This window comes from Methylobacterium fujisawaense (assembly GCF_014138435.1).
Classification (GTDB): Bacteria; Pseudomonadota; Alphaproteobacteria; order Rhizobiales; family Beijerinckiaceae; genus Methylobacterium; species Methylobacterium fujisawaense.
The window spans coordinates 93,638-111,984 of the sequence record NZ_JACJIM010000008.1 but is presented as its reverse complement, the minus strand read 5'-3'; the positions used below and the strand labels follow the sequence as shown (position 1 = coordinate 111,984).

The 18,347-nt window shown below is 72.1% G+C and carries 18 protein-coding genes; 8 read left to right on the top strand and 10 right to left on the bottom strand.

What is annotated here, in order from left to right; all coding sequences use genetic code 11:
- Positions 1 to 14: 14 nt before the first annotated feature.
- Positions 15 to 707, top strand: coding sequence for a helix-turn-helix transcriptional regulator (locus GGQ91_RS23290; protein WP_043389287.1), 693 nt, complete (start codon positions 15 to 17; stop codon positions 705 to 707).
- Between the two features lie 224 nt (positions 708 to 931).
- The gene (locus tag GGQ91_RS23285; protein WP_182592940.1) at positions 932 to 1,159 is read left to right on the top strand and encodes a YjiS-like domain-containing protein; all 228 of its coding nucleotides are present in this window, start codon (positions 932 to 934) and stop codon (positions 1,157 to 1,159) included.
- Between the two features lie 25 nt (positions 1,160 to 1,184).
- Here GGQ91_RS23285 and GGQ91_RS23280 read toward each other — a convergent pair whose 3' ends face one another.
- The gene (locus tag GGQ91_RS23280; protein WP_043354137.1) at positions 1,185 to 2,204 is read right to left on the bottom strand and encodes a zinc-dependent alcohol dehydrogenase family protein; all 1,020 of its coding nucleotides are present in this window, start codon (positions 2,202 to 2,204) and stop codon (positions 1,185 to 1,187) included.
- Between the two features lie 271 nt (positions 2,205 to 2,475).
- Here GGQ91_RS23280 and serA point away from each other — a divergent pair, with 271 nt between their 5' ends.
- Positions 2,476 to 3,699: a phosphoglycerate dehydrogenase gene (serA, locus tag GGQ91_RS23275; RefSeq protein WP_081948924.1), complete on the top strand. Its 1,224-nt coding sequence runs from the start codon at positions 2,476 to 2,478 to the stop codon at positions 3,697 to 3,699.
- A 236-nt stretch (positions 3,700 to 3,935) separates the two neighbouring features.
- On the opposite strand, the gene GGQ91_RS23270 is transcribed toward serA, so the two are convergent.
- The 4 genes from GGQ91_RS23270 to GGQ91_RS23255 all read right to left on the bottom strand — a co-directional run bounded on the left by GGQ91_RS23270 (position 3,936) and on the right by GGQ91_RS23255 (position 8,855).
- Positions 3,936 to 5,909 carry a family 2A encapsulin nanocompartment cargo protein cysteine desulfurase gene (locus GGQ91_RS23270; protein ID WP_182592939.1) on the bottom strand — a complete coding sequence of 658 codons (1,974 nt, stop codon included), beginning with the start codon at positions 5,907 to 5,909 and terminating at the stop codon, positions 3,936 to 3,938.
- On the bottom strand, positions 5,896 to 7,329 hold the full coding sequence (locus GGQ91_RS23265; RefSeq protein ID WP_043389294.1) for a family 2B encapsulin nanocompartment shell protein: 1,434 nt from the start codon (positions 7,327 to 7,329) through the stop codon (positions 5,896 to 5,898). The genes GGQ91_RS23270 and GGQ91_RS23265 overlap by 14 nt, the downstream gene beginning before the upstream one ends.
- 433 nt (positions 7,330 to 7,762) lie before the next feature.
- Positions 7,763 to 8,635 (bottom strand): serine O-acetyltransferase, encoded by an 873-nt coding sequence (cysE, locus tag GGQ91_RS23260; protein ID WP_179698537.1) that lies wholly within the window; start codon positions 8,633 to 8,635, stop codon positions 7,763 to 7,765.
- A 13-nt stretch (positions 8,636 to 8,648) separates the two neighbouring features.
- Positions 8,649 to 8,855, bottom strand: a complete 207-nt coding sequence (locus tag GGQ91_RS23255; RefSeq protein ID WP_043354144.1) for a hypothetical protein — start codon at positions 8,853 to 8,855, stop codon at positions 8,649 to 8,651.
- A gap of 535 nt (positions 8,856 to 9,390) precedes the next feature.
- On the opposite strand from GGQ91_RS23255, the gene GGQ91_RS23250 reads away from it, so the two are divergent.
- The 3 genes from GGQ91_RS23250 to GGQ91_RS23240 all read left to right on the top strand — a co-directional run bounded on the left by GGQ91_RS23250 (position 9,391) and on the right by GGQ91_RS23240 (position 11,265).
- Positions 9,391 to 9,669 carry a hypothetical protein gene (locus GGQ91_RS23250; protein ID WP_043389298.1) on the top strand — a complete coding sequence of 93 codons (279 nt, stop codon included), beginning with the start codon at positions 9,391 to 9,393 and terminating at the stop codon, positions 9,667 to 9,669.
- Between the two features lie 53 nt (positions 9,670 to 9,722).
- Positions 9,723 to 10,952, top strand: a complete 1,230-nt coding sequence (locus tag GGQ91_RS23245) for a hypothetical protein (protein ID WP_182592938.1) — start codon at positions 9,723 to 9,725, stop codon at positions 10,950 to 10,952.
- 91 nt (positions 10,953 to 11,043) lie between these two features.
- Positions 11,044 to 11,265 carry a hypothetical protein gene (locus GGQ91_RS23240; protein WP_075379980.1) on the top strand — a complete coding sequence of 74 codons (222 nt, stop codon included), beginning with the start codon at positions 11,044 to 11,046 and terminating at the stop codon, positions 11,263 to 11,265.
- 27 nt (positions 11,266 to 11,292) lie between these two features.
- Here the strand turns inward: GGQ91_RS23240 and GGQ91_RS23235 are convergent, their stop codons facing one another.
- The 5 genes from GGQ91_RS23235 to GGQ91_RS23215 are packed head-to-tail and all read right to left on the bottom strand — an operon-like array spanning position 11,293 to position 16,375.
- The gene (locus GGQ91_RS23235; protein ID WP_182592937.1) at positions 11,293 to 12,093 is read right to left on the bottom strand and encodes an ABC transporter ATP-binding protein; all 801 of its coding nucleotides are present in this window, start codon (positions 12,091 to 12,093) and stop codon (positions 11,293 to 11,295) included.
- A 7-nt stretch (positions 12,094 to 12,100) separates the two neighbouring features.
- Positions 12,101 to 13,468 carry an ABC transporter substrate-binding protein gene (locus GGQ91_RS23230; protein ID WP_043358078.1) on the bottom strand — a complete coding sequence of 456 codons (1,368 nt, stop codon included), beginning with the start codon at positions 13,466 to 13,468 and terminating at the stop codon, positions 12,101 to 12,103.
- Positions 13,469 to 13,501: 33 nt separating this feature from the next.
- Positions 13,502 to 14,536, bottom strand: a complete 1,035-nt coding sequence (locus GGQ91_RS23225) for a branched-chain amino acid ABC transporter permease (protein WP_182592936.1) — start codon at positions 14,534 to 14,536, stop codon at positions 13,502 to 13,504.
- Between the two features lie 7 nt (positions 14,537 to 14,543).
- Complete coding sequence (locus tag GGQ91_RS23220) at positions 14,544 to 15,437, bottom strand: branched-chain amino acid ABC transporter permease (protein ID WP_043389310.1); 894 nt, start codon at positions 15,435 to 15,437, stop codon at positions 14,544 to 14,546.
- Positions 15,434 to 16,375, bottom strand: coding sequence for an ABC transporter ATP-binding protein (locus GGQ91_RS23215; protein WP_182592935.1), 942 nt, complete (start codon positions 16,373 to 16,375; stop codon positions 15,434 to 15,436). Before GGQ91_RS23215 ends, GGQ91_RS23220 begins: the two co-directional genes overlap by 4 nt.
- A 425-nt stretch (positions 16,376 to 16,800) precedes the next feature.
- On the opposite strand from GGQ91_RS23215, the gene GGQ91_RS23210 reads away from it, so the two are divergent.
- Entirely contained in the window at positions 16,801 to 17,532 is a 732-nt protein-coding gene (locus tag GGQ91_RS23210; RefSeq protein WP_043355059.1) for a Crp/Fnr family transcriptional regulator, read from the top strand.
- A gap of 57 nt (positions 17,533 to 17,589) precedes the next feature.
- On the top strand, positions 17,590 to 18,306 hold the full coding sequence (locus tag GGQ91_RS23205; RefSeq protein ID WP_043355062.1) for an HWE histidine kinase domain-containing protein: 717 nt from the start codon (positions 17,590 to 17,592) through the stop codon (positions 18,304 to 18,306).
- Positions 18,307 to 18,347: the final 41 nt, after the last annotated feature.

Sequence of the window (18,347 nt, the reverse complement as noted above, 5' to 3'; positions counted from 1 at the left end):
GCGAGGAACCTGGCGTGATCAGTCAATCGCACATGAACATCCGCAGAACCGGGGGCATGCCGGAGGCCGGCCCGGTGCACGCGCGGCGGTCCCAGTCCGGCGGCGCCCCCACCGTCCCGGACGCGTTCGTGGTGGAGGCCGCGCTCCACCTCCTGGCGGAGCATCTCGAACAGGGGCTGGCCGTGACCGACCGGAGCGGTCGGCCCTATTTCCTGAACCGGGCTGCGCAATCCCTCATCGACCGGGGCCTTCTGCGCCTCGAGCACGGCGGCCTGCGCGGCGCGGGGCCGGAGGACAGCGCGACGCTCCGCCGCGTCATCGACCGCTGCGCCGCCGGCCAGCGCGGCGCAGCGGTGCGCCTGGACGGCCCCGACGGGACACTCCTGGTCGCCGCCTGCGCGATCCCCGGGGCCTTCCGCCCGATCGCCGAGGGCGCGGTTCTCCTGCGCCTCATCGACCCCGCGGCGCCACGCCTGCCGGATCCCGGCGTTCTGCAGGACCAGTTCGGTTTTACCCCCGCGGAGGCGGCCCTGGCCATCGACATCCTGGCGGGGAACGACCTCGCGGCGAGCGCGACGCGCCGCCAGATCACCCGGAACACGGCACGCGTGCACCTGCGTCACCTCTTCGAGAAGACGGGGACGCGCCGCCAGGCCGAGTTGATGCGCCTGCTCCTGCTCTGCCCGCAGCCGATCGCGGGTGTGTAGAGCCGTCCTCGGTTTCCCGTGCGGGACGGAGGGGCGTCGTCTGGACCGGCAGAGCCTGCCCTGTCAGGCGGCAGGCCGCAACAGGCTCGCCCCCCGGCAAACAAGTCTACTTCGAAAACACGCAGTAACCTGAACAGGTGATGCGAGAAAGAGACGATTCATCGACACTGATCCGGCCGAAATTGGATAAAGAACCGATTTTTTGGCGCAACGGAGACCAGATCATGATCCTCTCGTTCGTTAAATACATTCGAAAAAACCGCATCGCCGCGCGAAACATGCGCATCTTATCGGCCCTCGACGACGATATGTTGAGCGATATCGGGCTCGACCGGCGCACGCTCCGCGCCTTCTGCGAGAACGGCTGTTCGCACATGCTGGCCCGGCCGAGCCAGCCGGAGGCATCCCGGACGATCGCGCTGCCCACGACGCTCGGGATCGCCGTCCGCTGAACCGGCCAGACCCCTTCAGGCCCGCTCAGATCGCGATGCAGATCTTGCCGAAGTGGCGGTTGCTTTCCTGGTGGCGGAACGCCGCCACGAGCTCGTCGAGGGGGTAGCGGCTGTCGACCACCGGCCGCAGGCCGCAGGCTTCGATGCCGCGGACCATCTCGATCTGGTGGCGGCGGCTGCCGACCAGCACGCCCTGCAGGCGGATCTGCTTCAGGAGCGCCGGCACCAGGGGCAATTCCCCGGCCACGCCCGACAGGATGCCGATCACCGAGATGTGGCCGGCGACGCGGACGGCGGCCATGGACTGCTCCAGCGTCGCCGGACCGCCGACGTCGACGACGTGGTCGACGCCGCGCCCATCGGTCAGCCGCCGGGCGGTCTCGCCCCAGGCCGGGTCGGCGCGGTAGTTGATGACGTGGTCGGCGCCGAGCCCGCGCAGGCGCTCCAGCTTGTCGTCGCTGGACGAGGTGGCGATCACCGTGGCCCCCGCCGCCTTGGCGAATTGCAGGGCGAACAGCGACACGCCGCCGGTCCCCTGCACCAGCACGACGTCACCGCTCTTCAGGCCGGCATCGGCGTGGAGCGCGCGCCATGCGGTGAGCGCCGCGGTGGTCAGGGTCGCCGCCTCGGCGTGGTCCCAGCCCTTCGGCGCGTGGGTGAAGGCGCTGGCCGGCGCGGTGACCCGCTCCCGGGCATAGCCGTCGACCCCGTCGCCCGGCACGGTGGCGAAGCCCTCGACCCGCGGCGTGCCCTCGGTCCAGGTCGGGAAGAACGTGCTGACCACCCGGTCGCCGACCGCGAAGTCGTTCGGGCCGGGTCCCACGGCCTCGACCTCGCCGGCGCCGTCCGACATCGGGACGCGCGGCTCGCTCGGCCCCCACATCCCGCTGACCACGGCATAGTCGTGATAGTTGAGGGAACTCGCCCGCAGGCGGACGGTGATCGCGCCGGGCCCCGGCTCGGGCACCGGCCGCTCCCCGAAGGTCACCTTGTCGAAGCCGCCGCCCGGCTGGACGATGACGGCCCGGGCTGTCGATCCGGTCATGATGCACCTGTCGCTCCGCGGCCGCGGCCGCCGGGAGGCGGACACTGGCAGGCCCCACGCCCGGCGTCGAGACGACGGACGGGGACCGTCCGCCGCGGGGGCCGGGGCGGACGGCCCGCAACGGGCGCTCCGGTCCGGGACCGGCGCGCCCAGGAGCCGCGCGCAGGAGCCGGGCGCAGGAGCCGGGCGCATGCCCCTCCCGCCCTTGCCGCTCCGCGACACCAGCGGCAAGGTCGCGGATCGCATCCCGTCCGTGGAAGGAGCACAGACCGTGTCGACCGAGCGCGTCGTTCTGACCGAAAGCATAGCGCCGACGGCGTCCAGGATCTTCACGCAGGCCGGGATCGGCGACATCCGCCAGCTGCCTCGTGCCGTCAGCCCCGATGATACCCGGGATCTGGCCGACGTCACCGTCCTCGGCATCCGCTCCCGCACGCACGTCACCGCCGCGCTGCTCGACGCCCTGCCCGATCTCACCGCCATCGGCTGCTTCAGCGTCGGGACCAATCAGGTCGACCTCGAGACGGCGCGCGCCCGGGGCGTGCCCGTCTTCAACGCGCCGTTCTCGAACACGCGCAGCGTCGCCGAACTCACGATCGGCGAGATCGTGATGCTGCTCCGGCGCATCCTGCCGCGCTCGATCGCCGCCCATGCCGGCGGCTGGGACAAGTCGGCCTCCGGCGCCTTCGAGGTGCGCGGCAAGACGCTGGGGATCGTCGGCTACGGAAACATCGGCGCGCAGCTCTCGAACCTCGCGGAGGCGATGGGCATGCGCGTGATCTTCTACGATCTGACCGACAAGCTGCGTCACGGGAACACCGAGCCGGCCGAGAGCTTCGACGCGCTGCTCGCCGCCAGCGACGTGGTCAGCCTGCACGTCCCGGAGACGCCGCTGACCCACGGGCTCATGGGCGCGGAGCGCATCCGCGCGATGAAGCCCGGCGCCTACCTCATCAACAACAGCCGGGGCACGGTCGTGGACCTGGACGCCCTGGCGGCGGCCCTGCGCGACGGCCATCTCGCCGGAGCCGCGATCGACGTCTTCCCGGTCGAGCCCACCTCCAACGCGGAGCGCTTCGTCTCGCCCCTGCAGGGGCTGCCGAACGTCATCCTCACCCCGCATATCGGCGGCTCGACGGAGGAGGCGCAGGATCGGATCGGCGCGGAGGTGGCCCGCAAGCTGGTCGACTACGCCCAGACCGGCTCGACGCTCGGCGCGGTGAATTTCCCGCAGGTTCAGCTGCCGCCGCGCCGGTCCGGCGCCCGCTTCCTCCACGTCCACCGGAACGTGCCCGGCGTGCTCGGGCAGATCAACGCGGTCTTCTCGGGCCGGTCGCTCAACATCGACGCGCAGTACCTGCAGACGGACGGCGAGTACGGCTACGTCGTGGTGGACGCGTCGGTGGGGCCTGGCGAGGCGGACGCGGTACTCGGCGCGCTACGGGCCATCGACGGTACGGTGCGGACGCGGCACCTCCGGCCGGCGGTGGCGTGAGGCTGACGCCGACGGCTGCCCCACCTCGTCGCCCCGTGCGGGCGACGAGGTCCACACCACTGCGACCGCTGCGCGTGCGCCTCCCACAGAGCTCGGGCTCGCCCGAGATCTGTTCCTGGCAAGCCCGCACGGGCGAGGGGACCCGCGCCCCGTCCTGAGACCCATGGGCGAGACCCGAGATCGCGTCGCCGCCCTGCAGAGGACGAGCGCGGCGCGGATCCGATCGCCCCCCGGGGTCAGTGCCGCGGCAGGGTGTGCAGCGCCGTCAGGAAGGCGTCGACCTCCGCGCGGGTGTTGTAGAAGGCCAGCGACGCCCGCACCGACTGGTCGACCCCGAACCGGCGGAGCGCCGGCAGGGCGCAGTGATGGCCCGAACGGACCGCGATGCCGCGGGCATCGAGGTGGTGGGCGACCGCCTCGTTCTCCTGGCCTTCGATCACGAAGGACATCACGCTCGCCTTCTCCCGGGCCGTGCCGATCAGACGCAGGCCCTTCACGTCGGCAAGACCGGCCTGCGCATAGTCCAGCAGGTCGTGCTCGTAGGCGGCGATCGCCGGCAGGCCGATCCGCGCGAGGTAGTCGAGGGCCGCCCCGAGCCCCACCGCCCCGGCAATGTCGGGCGTGCCGGCCTCGAATTTTTCCGGCGCGCCCTTGTACACCGTCTTCGCGAAGGTGACGTCCTCGATCATGTGGCCGCCGCCCTGCCAGGGGGGCATCGCCGCGAGCAGGTGCGCCTTGCCGTAGAGCGCGCCGATGCCCGTCGGCCCGAACACCTTGTGGCCGGAGAAGACCAGGAAGTCGGCGTCCAGCGCCTGCACGTCGAGCGGCATGTGCGGCGCGGATTGCGCCGCATCGACCAGCACCGGCACCCCGTAGGCATGGGCGAGCTGGATGATCTCCCGCACCGGGTTCACGGTGCCGAGCGCGTTGGCCACCTGCGTCACCGAGACGATCTTGGTGCGGCCCGACAGCAAGGCCGCGTATTGCTCGAAGATGATCTCGCCCCGGTCGTTGACCGGGATCACCCGGAGCGTCGCCCCGGTCTGCTGGGCCAGCATCTGCCAGGGCACGATGTTGGCGTGGTGCTCGATGGTCGAGACGATGATCTCGTCGCCCGGGCCGATCTGCGCCCGGCCGTAGGAATGGGCGACGAGGTTGATCGCCTCCGTGGTGCCGCGCAGGAAGACGATGTCGTCCTTGGAGGGCGCGTTGAGGAAGCGGCGCACCGCCTCGCGCCCGCCCTCGAACAGGTCGGTGGCGCGCGCCGCCAGGGTGTGGGCGGCGCGGTGGATGTTGGAATTGTGCCGGGCGTAGAACGCGTTCGTCGCGTCGATCACGGCTTTCGGCTTGTGGGTCGTCGCGGCGTTGTCGAGCCACACCAGCGGATGGCCGTTGACGCTCTGGTGCAGGGCCGGGAAGTCCCGGCGGATAGACGCCACGTCGAAGGGCGCCGCGACCGGGCTCGACCCGTGCGAGAGCGCCCGCGGCGCGGGGCCCGGCGCGCGGCTCGGCTCGACGCGCGGCGTCGCGGGAGCCGTCCGGGCCGGGCGGGGGCCGAGGGTCAGGAAGTAATAGTCCGACAGGTTGTCGGCGGCCGGTTCGGGCGCCCGCGAGAGGCGGCCGGTCCTGCGAAAGCTCTCCTGCGCCTCGTCCACGCCCGCCTGCGACGGGTCGGCCGGGACGAGGTGCGGGGCGAGCGCATGCGCGAAGGCCTGGGCGCGGGGGTGATCCGCCGCGACCTGCCGGTGCAGTTCAGGCCCGCCCGGGAACGAGATGTCCGGCAGGGCCGGAGGCGAGCTCACCGGGTGGACCGGCGGGATCGTGGCGGTCCCGGCGAAGGCCGGGCCGGCGGGGCCGAGATTCGGCAGGCCCGGGCCGGTGAGGCCCGGGACGCCGGCCGGCGACGCGCCGAAGGCGCGGGCCCTGAGGGCGGACAGGTCGGGCTGGATCCCCGCGGGCAGCCCGGCGGCCGGTGCCGAGGGCACGCCCACGGCACCGCTCGGCAGCGGAGCGCCGCCGAACCCCTGAGGCACGCTGTCGAGCGCCTGCGGGACCTGCGGGCCCGCGGGGAGGGTGGGGGCGAAGGGCTGGCTCGCCGCCTGCCCCTGACCGTAGATCTCGCGGGCGAGGCGCCCGACGAGATCCGCGTGCGCGAGGTCGCCCGGGCTCGCTCCGGGCACCGCGAGGGCCGTCGCCTCAGGCGTAGTCATGGTAGTTGCCCAGGAGCACGTTATCGAGGCGGGCGATCGCGTCCTCGACCAGCACGGCGGCCGAGAAGTAGCGGGTCACGAGGTGCGAGGCGATCGAGTGGTCGTTGGTGCCCATGTAGCGCACCGACAGGCCGGGCTCGATCTCGCCGGTCACCCCGGATTTCTGCAGGCCGACCACGCCCTGCTCGCCCTCGCCGACCCGCAGCAGCAGGATCGAGGTGGTCTGCGCGCCGGTCACCGGGTCGATGTCGATGGGCAGCTTGTCGCTCGGCACCAGCGGCACGCCGCGCCACGTGATGAACGGCGCGCCGAACAGGTGGACGACGACCGGCGGCACGCCCCGGCGGGTCGCCTCCCGGCCGAAGGCCGCGATGGCGCGGGGATGGGCCACGAAATAGGCGGGCTTCTTCCAGACCAGCGTCAGCAGCTCGTCGAGATCATCCGGGGTGGGCGGGCCGCCGCGGGTCGGGATGCGCTGGCGCGGACCGACTTCGTGGAGCAGGCCGAACTGCGAATTGTTCAGGAGTTCCCACTCCTCGCGCTCCTTCACGGCATCGACCGTGAGACGGATCTGCTCGCGGAGCTGGTCGATCTCGTTGGAGTAGAGGTCGGTCACCCGTGTATGGGTGTTGAGGATCGTCTGGATGGTGGAGAGGTGGTACTCGCGCGGATCGACCTCGTAATCCACGAAGGTCGTGGGCAGGCGCGGCTCGCCGGTATGGACAGCCAGCAGCTCGATGCCCTGCTCGCCGTAGGAGTTGGTGTGGCCCGTGAGGCGGTCGCGCTCCTCGCGGTACTGGGCGATCCTGGCGCGGATCTCCTCGCTCTCCACCGCGGCGGCGTCCAGCGTCAGGAGGGTCACCGCCGACAGGGCCTTCACGGCCGGGGCGGGCGCACGCTCGCCGGCCAAGCCGGCATCGCCGAAATAGTCGCCCTTCGTGGCCAGGCCCTGCCGCAGGCGGCCCTTGTAGGGGCCAGACAGGGTCAGCTCGACGGTTCCATCGGCGACCACCGTGAGGCTGCGGCCGGAGGCGCCCTCCTCGTGGATCACATCGCCGGCCTTGTGCCGGCTCTCGGTGAACTGAGCCGCCAGGGCCGCGAGCTCCGCATCGCCCAGCCGGCTGAACAACGGCACGGCCCGCAGGGAGGCGGGGCGGATCACCCGGCGCTTGCCGTCTCCCTTGCCGTCTCCCTCTCCCTTGCCGTCTCCCTTCTCCTCGGCGGCGAGATCGATCCGGCCGGGGCGCGCCAGCACGACGGCGCGGCGGTTGACGCGGTAGACCCCGCCCGCCACGTCAACGAAGGGCAGGAGCCGGAGCAGCCAGCGCGGCGTGTTGGCCGCGTTCTGGACCGAGGTGACGGTCGCCGTCGCGAGATTGCGTGCCGCCGTGGCGCTCACGCTCAGACCCGGTCCGCTCATCGTTCGTCCTCACTCCATTCAGGGTTGCAGGCGCGCCGCATCCATCCGCAAGCAGCGGTTCGTCCCGCAGCGTATGCGGGGTCGGCGCGAGACGTCTTGATCATGATTTGATGATGATCACGGGCCGGCAGACCGCATGACCGCCAGTCGAATGATGTATTTTCCAGCGATCGGACAATCCTCGTCCGCCGCTCATCCGGCCTCAGTTCTTGTTCGGCCCGACAGGATCTGGATAAGGCCCGACTCGCCCAAGGGTCAACGGAATGATTTCCCCATTTTAGGCCGCTTCATAGGAATTGCACCTTTGGCATACCCGACGCAAAGGACATAGCGATCGTGCGATCGCCGGATCGAAGAATTTAGTTTCATCCCATCGGGGCGCGCGGCGCAGGCCGGGCGACTTTGTTTCACGGGAAGGATTTTCCGGCGCGCCTCAGATGCCGTCCCCGTAACCGAAGGACTGGTCCATGCTGAGCGCCGGCTCCTCGCCGACGGGCAGGCGCGAGACGACCCGGGCCGGCACGCCCGCCACGGTCGTGTGGGGCGGCACGTCCTGCAGCACCACCGCGGCGGCCGCCACCTTGGCACCCGCGCCGACCCGGATATTGCCCAAAACCTTGGCCCCGACGCTCAGCAGCACCCCGCGCTCGATCTTGGGATGCCGGTCGCCGCTCTCCTTGCCGTTGCCGCCGAGCGTCACAGACTGGAGGATCGAGACGTCGTCGGCGATCACCGCCGTCTCGCCGATCACCACCCCGGTGGCGTGGTCGATGAACACCCCCGAGCCGATCCGGGCCGCCGGGTGGATGTCGCAGCCGAACACCTCCGAGATCCGGCTCTGGACGTGCAGCGCCAGGGTCGCCCGGCCCTGGTGCCAGAGCCAGTGGCCGACCCGGTAGGCCTCCAGCGCCGCCAGCCCCTTGTAGAACAGGAACGGATCGAGGAAGCGGCGGCAGGTCGGGTCGCGCTCGCGGATCGCCACGAGGTCGCGCACCGCGTGGGCGCCCGCCTGCGGATCCGCCTCGAAGGCCGAGAGACACAGGTCGCGCATCGACAGCCGGGCGAGGTCGCCGTCCCCGAGCCGGTGCGCGAGGCGGTAGGCGAAGGCCTGGGCCAGGGAGCGCTGGTCGAGGATCGTGGCCTGGATGATGCCGGCATAGAGCGGCTCCTCGATCAAGGCCGCCTCGGCCTCGGCGCGCAGGTCCGCCCAGACCTCGGCCTCAGCCGTGCCGCGGCTCGTGACGCGCAGCGGCGGCTGGACCACGGCCAATGTGGCCCCCGCGGGGGGCAGGGCGGCGTGATGCATCGGGCGCCGCCGGTCACCGCACCGGGCGGAACAGGTCGGGCAGATAACGTTTCAGGGTGTCGTGCCCCTGGAACTTCACGTCCACGGTGGCCGGGGCATTGCCCGGGGGGTGGATGCCCACCACACGGCCCCGGGCATGCCGCCAGATCCCCAGAATCTCCGCGAGGTCGATCCGCGCGAACACGACCTCGTCGCCCTGCATCATCCGCCCTGGGGTCATGGTGTCGGCTCTCCTTGAACGGCCGGTCGCGGCGGCCTGATTCGGCGGCCAACGGCGCCGGAACCGGGCCGGCGGCGTTGGCGGGAAGTCTTTTCCGGGCACCCCGGTCCGGCGGAGAAGGTTTCGACCGTGCGCGGGCGAAACGGGAGCATCATCTTCGCTAAGCCCTTGTTATATATTGATATTTACGCATCGCCCCTGCCTTGGCAAGCCCCGTGCGCCCGGCCTCGGGCCGGAACGGGCGTCCTCGATCGCGGCCACGATGCCGGCCTGCCCGGGCCGGACCTGAGCTTCTGCTCCAGGGTGCGCCTTCGACGAACGACCTGCGCTGCAAGTCCTCGCCAATTTGGCAGCACATTCTCGGCCCCGGCCTCTAGATTGACGGTGTCGGCGCGCAGTCGACGCAGAGCCGAATGGAGGTTTGCCGTGATCGCCAGCAAGAAACGGATCGCCGGGACGACTGCGCCGTGTCTGCCGTGTTGCCGCATCCAAGACGAGGAGAGCGCACGACATCAGACACGAAAGGCGAACACCGATGCTGACCTATGACACGAGCCGGAGCACCCAGCCCGACCTGAGCGCCGAAGCGGCCGTTTCCCTCGGCCGAATCCTGACCCGGAGCGTCCGCTCCCATCCCTCCCATGAACGCGCCGCCCTCGCGAGCGCCCTCGACGACGGCCTGATGCCCGACGAGGTCGACCGGATCCTCGCCGGCCGCCGGGTGGCCGAGGCCTTCCCGATCCGCCGGGGCGAGAGCCCGGAAGCCTACGCGTCACGGGCCGTGTCCGAGATGTTCGTCGCCTACCTCCAGTAGGCGCGCCGTCTGGCCACGCCGGCCTCCCCGAACACGAACGATGGACACCTGTCATGTCGGTCTTCCCCCCCGGGTGGAGGCGCCGGACGGGGACGGCTGCCTGCGCCCTCGCCCTGGCGCTGGGAGCCGCCGGCCCGGCCGCCGCGCACCCGCCGAAGGGCCGCGGCGCGGCCTCCGCGGCGTCTGCCGCCGATGGGCCGGCCGTCCCGGCCCGGCTCACGGTCGGGCCGGGCGGCCGGGACCTGCGACTCGCCGGCGATCTCACCGAGGGTGTGGCCGCACGGGTCGCCGCACTCCTCGCCGCGCACCCGCAGATCGCGCGCCTCCATCTCACCAGCGACGGCGGCCTGGTGGAAGAGGGGGCGGCGATCGGGGCGCTCGTGGCGGCGCGGGGGCTCGCCACCTACGTCCCCGACGCCTGCGCCTCGGCCTGCACGCTGATCTTCGTCCGCGGCCGGACGCGCTACCTCGCGACCGGCGGCCGGCTCGGCTTCCACGCCCCCTACGAGATCGGGGCGCAGGGCCGGATGCGCCCGGTAAATTCCGCGCCGGAACGGGCGGCCTACCGGGCCGCCGGCCTGCCAGCGGCCTTCGTGGCGCGGGCCCTGGCGGTGCCTCCGGCCGGGATCTGGATCCCGGCCGCGGCCGAGCTGCGCGCGGCCGGCATCGTCACCGAGGTCGTCGGCCCGGACCGCTTCCCCGATTCGACCCTGGACGCGGATCCGAGCGCGGCCGGGGCCCGGGCCGCGATCCTGCGAACCCTGCCGATCCTGCAGCAGGCCGACGCGGCGGGGCTCGACCCGATCGCCCGGTGGTACAGGGACGGCTACGCCGCCGGCCGACCCGAGGCGGAGGCCGCGGCAGGCCTGAGGCGGATGGCCGCCAGCTACCTGCAGCGGCGCTTCCGGGCGGCCGATGACGGGGTCGTCCGGGCCCTGGGACACCGGATCCTGGCGATGATGCGAAGTGCCGGATCGCAGGATACGGCCGCCTGCGGCATCCTCGCGGCCGGCGACCTCGTGGCGCTCGATGCGCGGCTGCGGGCCGAGCGGCCGGCGTCGCGCGGGCTCGCACCGCTCCTCGCCCGGACGCAGGCGGGGCGGCCGGACGGTGCGGAGGCGGCCGCGGCAGCCCCGGACGCCGCCCGGTCGGCGGATTGCGCCGCCCGGATCGCCGGCACGCGGCACGCCCTCGGCCTGCCGCCCCACGCGGCGGCCGCCGCGCTGCGGGCGCTGTTCCTCGCCGCGCCGCAGCAGATCCTGGCGAACGGCGCCGGGCCGTAGCGGCCCGCCCCTCTCGACACGCCGCGCAGGCGCCTATCTTCGCATCCGCCGCCAAACCTCAGGCAGCCTGGTCGGAAACGGGAGTCGATGGATGCCGGATTATCGCCTGCGCGGGGCGGTTCGTGGCGCGGACGGGGAGATCGGCGCGCCGCGCCTCGACGAGATGCTCACGGCCGCGGACGCGAAGGAAGCGGTACGCCTCGCCAACAAACGCTCACTGACGATCGAGGACGATGCGGTGAATGCCCTGTGGCTGGTCGACGCGAACGGGACCATGCTCTGGTCCCTGCGCCGGGCCGATCTGGAATCCTGACGCAGGCCCCACGGAAGGCCAGAGCCGTCAGGCCGGCGCGCGGCGGCGCGCCTCGGGCGGCGCCGCCGCCTCGGGGCACTCGGCCCCCCCGAGATACAGGGACCGGACATCGTCCCGCGCCCGCAGGGACGCGGCACTGCCGGCCAGCGCGCTGCGTCCGTTCTCCAGCACGACGGCGTGGTGGGCGTGGCGCAGGGCGAGACGGACATTCTGCTCGGCCACCAGCAGGGTCAGGCCCTCGGCCCGGTTCAGGCCGGCGAGCACCCGGTAGATCTCCTCCACCACCCGGGGCGCGAGCCCCATGGACGGCTCGTCGAGGACGAGGAGCCGGGGCCGTCCCATCAGGGCCCGGCCGATCGCCGCCATCTGCTGCTCGCCGCCCGAAAGGAGGCCGGCGGCGACCTCCCGCTTCGCGGCGAGGCGCGGGAACAGGCCGTAGACCCGCTCCAGGTCGGCGCGCACGTCGCTGCGGCCCGAGCCGCGCCCGAGTCCGCCCGCGACGAGATTCTCCTGGACGCTCAGTCCCCGGAAGCAGTGCCGGCCCTCCAGCACGCCCACGAGCCCGGCGCGGACGAGGGCGTCGGTCCGGGTCCGCGTCACGTCGCGTCCGTCATAGGCGAGGCGCCCGGCCGTGACCTGGCCGCGCAGGGCCGGCAGCAGGTTCGACACCGCCCGCAGCAGGGTCGTCTTGCCGGCGCCGTTGGCGCCGACCAGGGCGACGATCTCCCCCGCCCGGACCGCGAGGTCGACGCCGTGCAGGGCGTGCACCGCCCCGCCGTAGACGACCTCCAGGGCCTCGACCTGCAGAAGGGTCGGCGCGGCGCTCATCGGGCGCTCACCGGGCCGCCGCGGCGGCCTGCTTGCCGGCCGCGTCCGCGGCCTCCTCCGCCGCGCAGTCGCGCGGGGTGAGGCCGTGCTCCTTGGCGTAGGCGGTCGCGGAGGCCTCGATGATCGGGCGCAGGCTCGCCCAGTCGGGGGCGATCCAGTCGGACACCACAGTCCACTTCGCCCCGTCCCATTGCTGGAAGGTGACGCGGCCCTCGCCCTCGTGGTTGGCGCAGGTGACGTTGATCGAGTGGAACAGGCCCTTGGCGCCGAGCGCCGCCACCCGGGCCTCGTCGAGGCGCAGGTGCTCGAAGCCCCAGCGCACCTCGTCGCCGGTGAGCGTGCGCGCACCGAACTTGCCTTGCGCGATCCGCACCGCCTCGACGTTGAGGATGCCGTTCAGCACACCGAGATTGTGGTAGACGCTGCCGATCCGCTTCCTGTCGGCGAGGTTGCCGTTGCCGGCCCCGTAGACCTTGCCGACGACCTCCTGGATCACCGGATAGGCGGTCCCCGAGGCCTGGGTGGTGATGGCGACGTAGCCCTTGGCGGCGTCGCCTGCCGGGATCACGTCCTCCTCCGAGTTCGACCAGACATTGCCGACGATGCGGTCGGCCGGGAAGCCGGTCTTCTGGGCGGTCTTGAGGGCCACCGGGTTCATCACGCCCCAGCCCCGCAGCACCACGAAATCGGGCCGCAGGCGCCGGATCGTCAGCCATTGCGACTGCTGCTCGTTGCCGGGATGGGGCACCTCGATCTGCGCGACCGTGAAGCCGTACCGCTCGGCGAGCTGCGCGTAGATCGGGATCGTCTCCTTGCCGTAGGGCGAGCCATGGTAGAGCACCGCGATGGTCTTGCCCTTGAGCTTGTCGAGGCCGCCCGCGCGGGTGCCGAGATACTGGATGATGCCGCTCGTCTCGCTGTAGGGGTTGAGCAGCAGCGGGAAGACGTAGGGAAAGACGCGCCCGTCGGTGGAATCGGTGCGGCCGTGGTTGATCGTGACCAGCGGCACCCTGTCGGCGGTGATGCGGTCGATCATCGCGTAGGCGATGCCCACCGAGAGCGGGTTCCAGGCGGCGATGCCGGGCCGGGACTTCAGCCGCTCGTAGACCTCGACCCCGCGCTCGACCTCGTACTGGGTCTCGCCCTCGCTCCAGGTGAGCTTGACGCCGTTCACGCCGCCGTCCCGGGCGTTGATCAGATTGAGATAGTCGATGAAGCCGCCGAAGAAGCCGGTCCCACCGGCCGCGTAGGGGCCGACCCGGTAGCTCTGGAGCGGGAAATACTGCTCGTCGGCCCATCCGGCGCGCGGCGCGGCGGCGGCGAGCATCACGGTGCCGGCGAGGAGCGCGGCGCGGAGGCGGGTCGTCAGGGGCATGGTCGTCCTGGGGTTGGTCAGACGGGGAGGGGATCAGGCGGCGCGGCGGCCGAGGCGGCGGCCGGCCCGGTCGAGGAGGGCGGCGAGGCCCGCGGGCTCGCGGATCAGCAGGGCCACGATCAGGGCGCCGAGGACGATGCGCTGGACCATCTCCAGGGTGCCGGAATCGAAGCCGTCGCCGAGGAGCGCCGCGCCGAGGCGGGCCAGCAGCAGGGGCAGCACCACGATGAAGCCCGCGCCCAGGAAGGCGCCGCGCAGGGTGCCCAGGCCGCCGATGATGACGATGAACAGGATCTGGAAGGAGCGGTCGAGGTTGAACCCCGCCGGCTCGACGGTGCGCAGATACGCGAAGGCCCACAGCGCCCCGGCGATCCCGATCACGAAGGACGAGGCCGCGAAGGCCAGGAGCTTGGTCCGGGCGACCTTCACGCCGACGAGGCGGGCGGCGGTCTCGTTGTCGCGGATCGCCACGAGGTTGCGGCCCGTGGGGGAGCTCACGAGCCTCCACGCGACGAGGGTCAGCAGCGTGACCACCGTGAGCGAGACCAGGTAGCGCCCGCGCGGATCGTCGAAGGACAGGCCGGCCACCACCAGTCGGGGAGCGGTGATGACGCCCGAGGGGCTGTCGTCGGAGATCCAGCCGATCCGGTTCAGCGCCCAGGCGACGAAGAACTGCACGGCGAGCGTCGAGACCGCGAGGTAGAAGCCCCGCAGGCGCAGGGCCGGCAGCCCCGCCGCCAGCCCGGCGAGCGCCGCCACGAAGCCGGCGAGCAGGAGTGACGCCGGGAGCGGCAGGCCGGGCAGGCGCAGCGACAGGTTGAAGGCCGCGTAGGCCCCGACCGCCATGAAGGCGGCCGAGCCGAGGGAGAGCAGCCCGGCATAGCCGGTGAGCAGGTTGAGCCCGAGGCCGGCCAGCGCCAGGGCCAGGAACGGCGTCAGCAGCGCCTCGAACAGGTAGCTCGTGCCGGTGAGCGGCACGATCCCGTAGGCCAGGACCAGCAGGGCGCCGAGGCCGAGGGCTCCGGCGGGCAGGTGGGGGCGCGGCGCGGCGCGGGGGAGGGCGTCCATGGCGTCTTCAGACCCGCTCGACGGCGCGCAGGCCGAACAGGCCCGACGGCCGGACCAGCAGGAAGCCCAGCGCCGCCACGTAGGCGATCCAGCCCTCGATGCCGCCGCCGATGACGGGCCCGAGATAGACCTCCGACACCTTCTCCACCGCGCCGACGATCAGCCCGGCCACGATCGCCCCGGCGATGGAATCGAAGCCGCCGAGCACGAGCACCGGCAGGGCCTTCAGCACCACCAGCGACAGGGAGAACTGCACGCCGAGCCGCGCGCCCCAGAGCAGCCCCGCCACCAGCGCGACGATCCCGGCGGCGATCCAGACCGCCGACCAGATCCGGGGCAGGCGCAGGCCGGTGTTGAGGGCGGCCAGCGGATCGTCCGCCACCGCCCGGAAGGCGAGGCCGGTGCGGGTGTAGCGGAAGAAGGCGGAGAGGAGCGCCACCATCAGGCCGGCGGTCGCGGCGGCGAACAGGTCGAACCGGCTCACCAGCACGCCGCCGAGATCGATCGGCGTGTCGTCGATGCCGAGGTCGAGCCCGTGGACCTGGGTGCCCCAGGCGAGCTGGGCCGCGCCCTCGATCACGTAGGCGACGCCCAGCGTCGCCATGAACAGGGTGATCGGCGGCTGGTTGACCAGCGGCCGCAGCACCGTCCGCTCCACCGCGAGGCCGACCACCCCCATCGCGGCGAGGGTCGCGGCGAGCGCTGCGGGAAAGGGCAGGCCGCGCTCGGTCAGGCTCACGAAGGTGAGGGCGGCGAACAGCACCATCGCGCCCTGCGCGAAGTTCAGCACGCCCGAGGTCTTGTAGATCAGCACGAAGCCGATCGCCACGAGAGCGTACATCACGCCCGACAGGAGGCCGCCGACCACGACCTCGATCAGGAAGGCGAGATCCGGGCTCATGCGGCGGCCGCGCCCGTGTCGGCATCCGCGGCCGCATCCCCGTCCGCATCCCCGTCCGCGAGTCCCAGATAGGCGGCGATGACCGCCGGGTCCGCCTGCACCTCCGCCGGCGTGCCGGTGGCGATGCGGCGGCCGTGGTCGAGCACGGTCACCCGGTCGGAGAGGCGCATGACGACGCCGATATCGTGCTCGATCAGGACGATCGCGGCCCCGGACGTCTCCCGCGCCGCCCGGATGAAGCCGGTCATCTCGGCCTTCTCGGTCGCCGTCATGCCGGCCATCGGCTCGTCGAGGAGCAGGAGTCGCGGCCGGGCCACCAGGGCCCGGCCGAGTTCGACCCGCTTCTGGAGCCCGTAGGGGAGGCTGCCCGCCGGACGGTCGGCCACGGCTCCGAGGCCGAGGCGGCCGATCACGGCCTCGGCGGCGTCGCGGTGCGCCCGCGCCTCCCGCCGGGCCGACGGCAGGCCCAGGATCTGGGCCCCGAGCCCGGCGCGCCGGGCCGCCGCGAGCCCCGCCAGGACGTTGTCGCGGACGCTCAGGCCCGTGAACAGGGCGAGGTTCTGGAAGGTCCGGGCCACGCCCAGTGCGGCGAGCCGCCCGGCCGGCACCCGGGCGAAGGATTCCGCGCCGATCCGCACCCGCCCGGCCTGAGGCGCATAGAGGCCGGTGATCGCGTTGATCAGCGAGGATTTGCCGGCGCCGTTCGGCCCGATCACCGCATGGATCTCGCCGGCCCCGACCGCGAGGTCGATTTCCGCGAAGGCCACCGTGCCGCCGAAGGCGAGGGACAGCCCCTCGACCGACAGGACCCGTCCCGCCCGGTCCCGATGCGGGCTCCCGCCGGGGGCGGGGACGGCAGCCGGGCGGGGGGCGGGCCCCGGGAGGAGGGGCCGATTGCCGTCCCGTCCCGTTCGAACGAGGCGCAGCGCAGGCTGCATGATCCGGATTCCGTTCAGGACAGGCCGCCCGCTTCGGCGCGAACCGGCGGCACCCGTTGAGAGAAGACGAGACGCAAGACGATGATCCGTCCCGGGAGGACAGTTCGACGCTCCTGCTGTTCAAATCCTGCTGCTCAGGGCGAATGAAGTCAAAAGCACAGTCTTTCCAATTTCAGGACGACACGCGAACATTCTCCCGCTGGGGAGCCGCGGCACGAGATCGCCTCCATCGTCGCGCCGACGGGCCGCACGGGACGGTCAGATCTTGCCCTGTCGGCGCGGCGACAGAGCCCGGACATCGCTGAATCAGCCCGGCAGCAGGGGCGGAAAGACACCTTGTGGTAGCATAAACTAATCCATGTAAGTATTCATGCGCGGAAACAAAATGTAGGGTTGCACGCTCAGGCCGTTGCGGAGATGCAGCCATGCCAAGCCCGCTCGCGCAGAAGCTCAATTGCTACGTCCGGCTCTCGGAAGACGACCGGATGTGCTTGGCCGACGCCATGGGCCCGAGCCGCATGGTCGCCCCGCGCACCGACATCATCCACGAGGGCGACGATCCCCGCGCCATCAACGTGATCCTCGACGGCTGGGCCTGCCGGTACCGGCAGTTCGCCAACGGGCGCCGCCAGATCGTCTCGCTCCTGCTTCCGGGGGATCCGTGCGATCCGCATGTGTTCCTCCTCGACGAGATGGATCACACGATCGGGGCGATCACGCCGGTGCTCCTCGGCCAGATCTCCGGCAGCGCGATGCGGGATCTGACCGCCCGCAGCCCGCGGCTCGACCTGGCCTTCCATCGCGAGAGCCTGGCCACCGCGGCGATCCAGCGCGAGTGGACCGTCAGCCTCGGCAGCCGGACCGGCATCGAGCGCCTCGCCCACCTGTTCTGCGAGCTGCATGCGCGGCTGACGGCGATCGGGCTGGCGGACGGCAATACCTGCGCGATGCCGATGACGCAGAACGATCTCGGCGACGCCATGGGCCAGACCAGCGTGCACATCAATCGGACGCTTCAGGAGCTGCGCGGCCTGGGGTTGATCACCCTGCGCAGCCGGCGCCTGACCATCCACGACCCGGCGGCGCTCGCCCGGCTCGCGCATTTCGACGCCGCCTATCTGCACCGCACGGAGGTCGACCGCATCGTCGCATGCTGAACCCTGCCGGCCCCGTGGCGATTGAGGCAGGTTGAACGACATCCGGAGTGGCCCGGCATGACAGACCCTCGCGACCCGGCGGAGCGACTCTCGGCTCTGGAGGCCGACAACGCACGCCTGCGCCGGCTGCTCGACGAAGCCGGCCTTCCGGACAGCCTGCGCCACGGGATGCGCAACACGATGGCGATGCTGCGCACGGTCATGCACCGGTCCGCCGAGAGCGCCGCGGATGTCGAGAGCTACGTGGCGCATCTCGACGGACGGTTCGGCGCGATCATGCGCGTGCAGGCCGCGACGGACGCGTTCGGCGATGCCGACCTGCACACCCTGATCTCGGACGAGTTGATGTTCCACCTCGCGCGGGAAGGGGAGCAGGCGACCCTCGCCGGCCCGCGGGTCCGCCTCCGCCCCAAGACCGCCCAGGTTCTTGCGCTGGCCCTGCACGAACTGACCAGCAACGCGGTGGAGCACGGATCCCTGGCGCTCCCGCAGGGCCGGATCCGCGCCACGTGGCGGGTGAACCTGGAGGTCGAGCCGCCTGTCCTCAGCCTCGCCTGGGCCGAGACCGGCGGCAGCGGGATCACGGCCCCGTGCCGGCGCGGCTTCGGCACGGACGTGCTGACGGAGATGCTGGCCTACGAGCTCGGCGCGGCGGTCGATCTGCACTTTGCGCCGGATGGGCTGCGCTGCGCGATCCGCGTGCCGCTCACCGCCCGGATCGGGCGCCACGTCGCCGAGGATCCCGAGACGGCGTGGGACGGCGACAGCCGGTGAGATCCGGGCCCGGGAGGACGATGCGGGCCCCCACCGGCCCC

Excerpts from the sequence above, each read along its gene's own strand:
- GGQ91_RS23285 (WP_182592940.1), top strand. The coding sequence starts at position 932 with ATGATCCTCTCGTTCGTTAAATACATTCGAAAAAACCGCATCGCCGCG.
- GGQ91_RS23280 (WP_043354137.1), bottom strand. The coding sequence starts at position 2,204 with ATGACCGGATCGACAGCCCGGGCCGTCATCGTCCAGCCGGGCGGCGGC.
- GGQ91_RS23270 (WP_182592939.1), bottom strand. The coding sequence starts at position 5,909 with ATGACTACGCCTGAGGCGACGGCCCTCGCGGTGCCCGGAGCGAGCCCG.
- GGQ91_RS23265 (WP_043389294.1), bottom strand. The coding sequence starts at position 7,329 with ATGAGCGGACCGGGTCTGAGCGTGAGCGCCACGGCGGCACGCAATCTC.
- cysE (WP_179698537.1), bottom strand. The coding sequence starts at position 8,635 with ATGCATCACGCCGCCCTGCCCCCCGCGGGGGCCACATTGGCCGTGGTC.
- GGQ91_RS23255 (WP_043354144.1), bottom strand. The coding sequence starts at position 8,855 with ATGACCCCAGGGCGGATGATGCAGGGCGACGAGGTCGTGTTCGCGCGG.
- GGQ91_RS23250 (WP_043389298.1), top strand. The coding sequence starts at position 9,391 with ATGCTGACCTATGACACGAGCCGGAGCACCCAGCCCGACCTGAGCGCC.
- GGQ91_RS23245 (WP_182592938.1), top strand. The coding sequence starts at position 9,723 with ATGTCGGTCTTCCCCCCCGGGTGGAGGCGCCGGACGGGGACGGCTGCC.
- GGQ91_RS23240 (WP_075379980.1), top strand. The coding sequence starts at position 11,044 with ATGCCGGATTATCGCCTGCGCGGGGCGGTTCGTGGCGCGGACGGGGAG.
- GGQ91_RS23235 (WP_182592937.1), bottom strand. The coding sequence starts at position 12,093 with ATGAGCGCCGCGCCGACCCTTCTGCAGGTCGAGGCCCTGGAGGTCGTC.
- GGQ91_RS23230 (WP_043358078.1), bottom strand. The coding sequence starts at position 13,468 with ATGCCCCTGACGACCCGCCTCCGCGCCGCGCTCCTCGCCGGCACCGTG.
- GGQ91_RS23225 (WP_182592936.1), bottom strand. The coding sequence starts at position 14,536 with ATGGACGCCCTCCCCCGCGCCGCGCCGCGCCCCCACCTGCCCGCCGGA.
- GGQ91_RS23220 (WP_043389310.1), bottom strand. The coding sequence starts at position 15,437 with ATGAGCCCGGATCTCGCCTTCCTGATCGAGGTCGTGGTCGGCGGCCTC.
- GGQ91_RS23215 (WP_182592935.1), bottom strand. The coding sequence starts at position 16,375 with ATGCAGCCTGCGCTGCGCCTCGTTCGAACGGGACGGGACGGCAATCGG.
- GGQ91_RS23210 (WP_043355059.1), top strand. The coding sequence starts at position 16,801 with ATGCCAAGCCCGCTCGCGCAGAAGCTCAATTGCTACGTCCGGCTCTCG.
- GGQ91_RS23205 (WP_043355062.1), top strand. The coding sequence starts at position 17,590 with ATGACAGACCCTCGCGACCCGGCGGAGCGACTCTCGGCTCTGGAGGCC.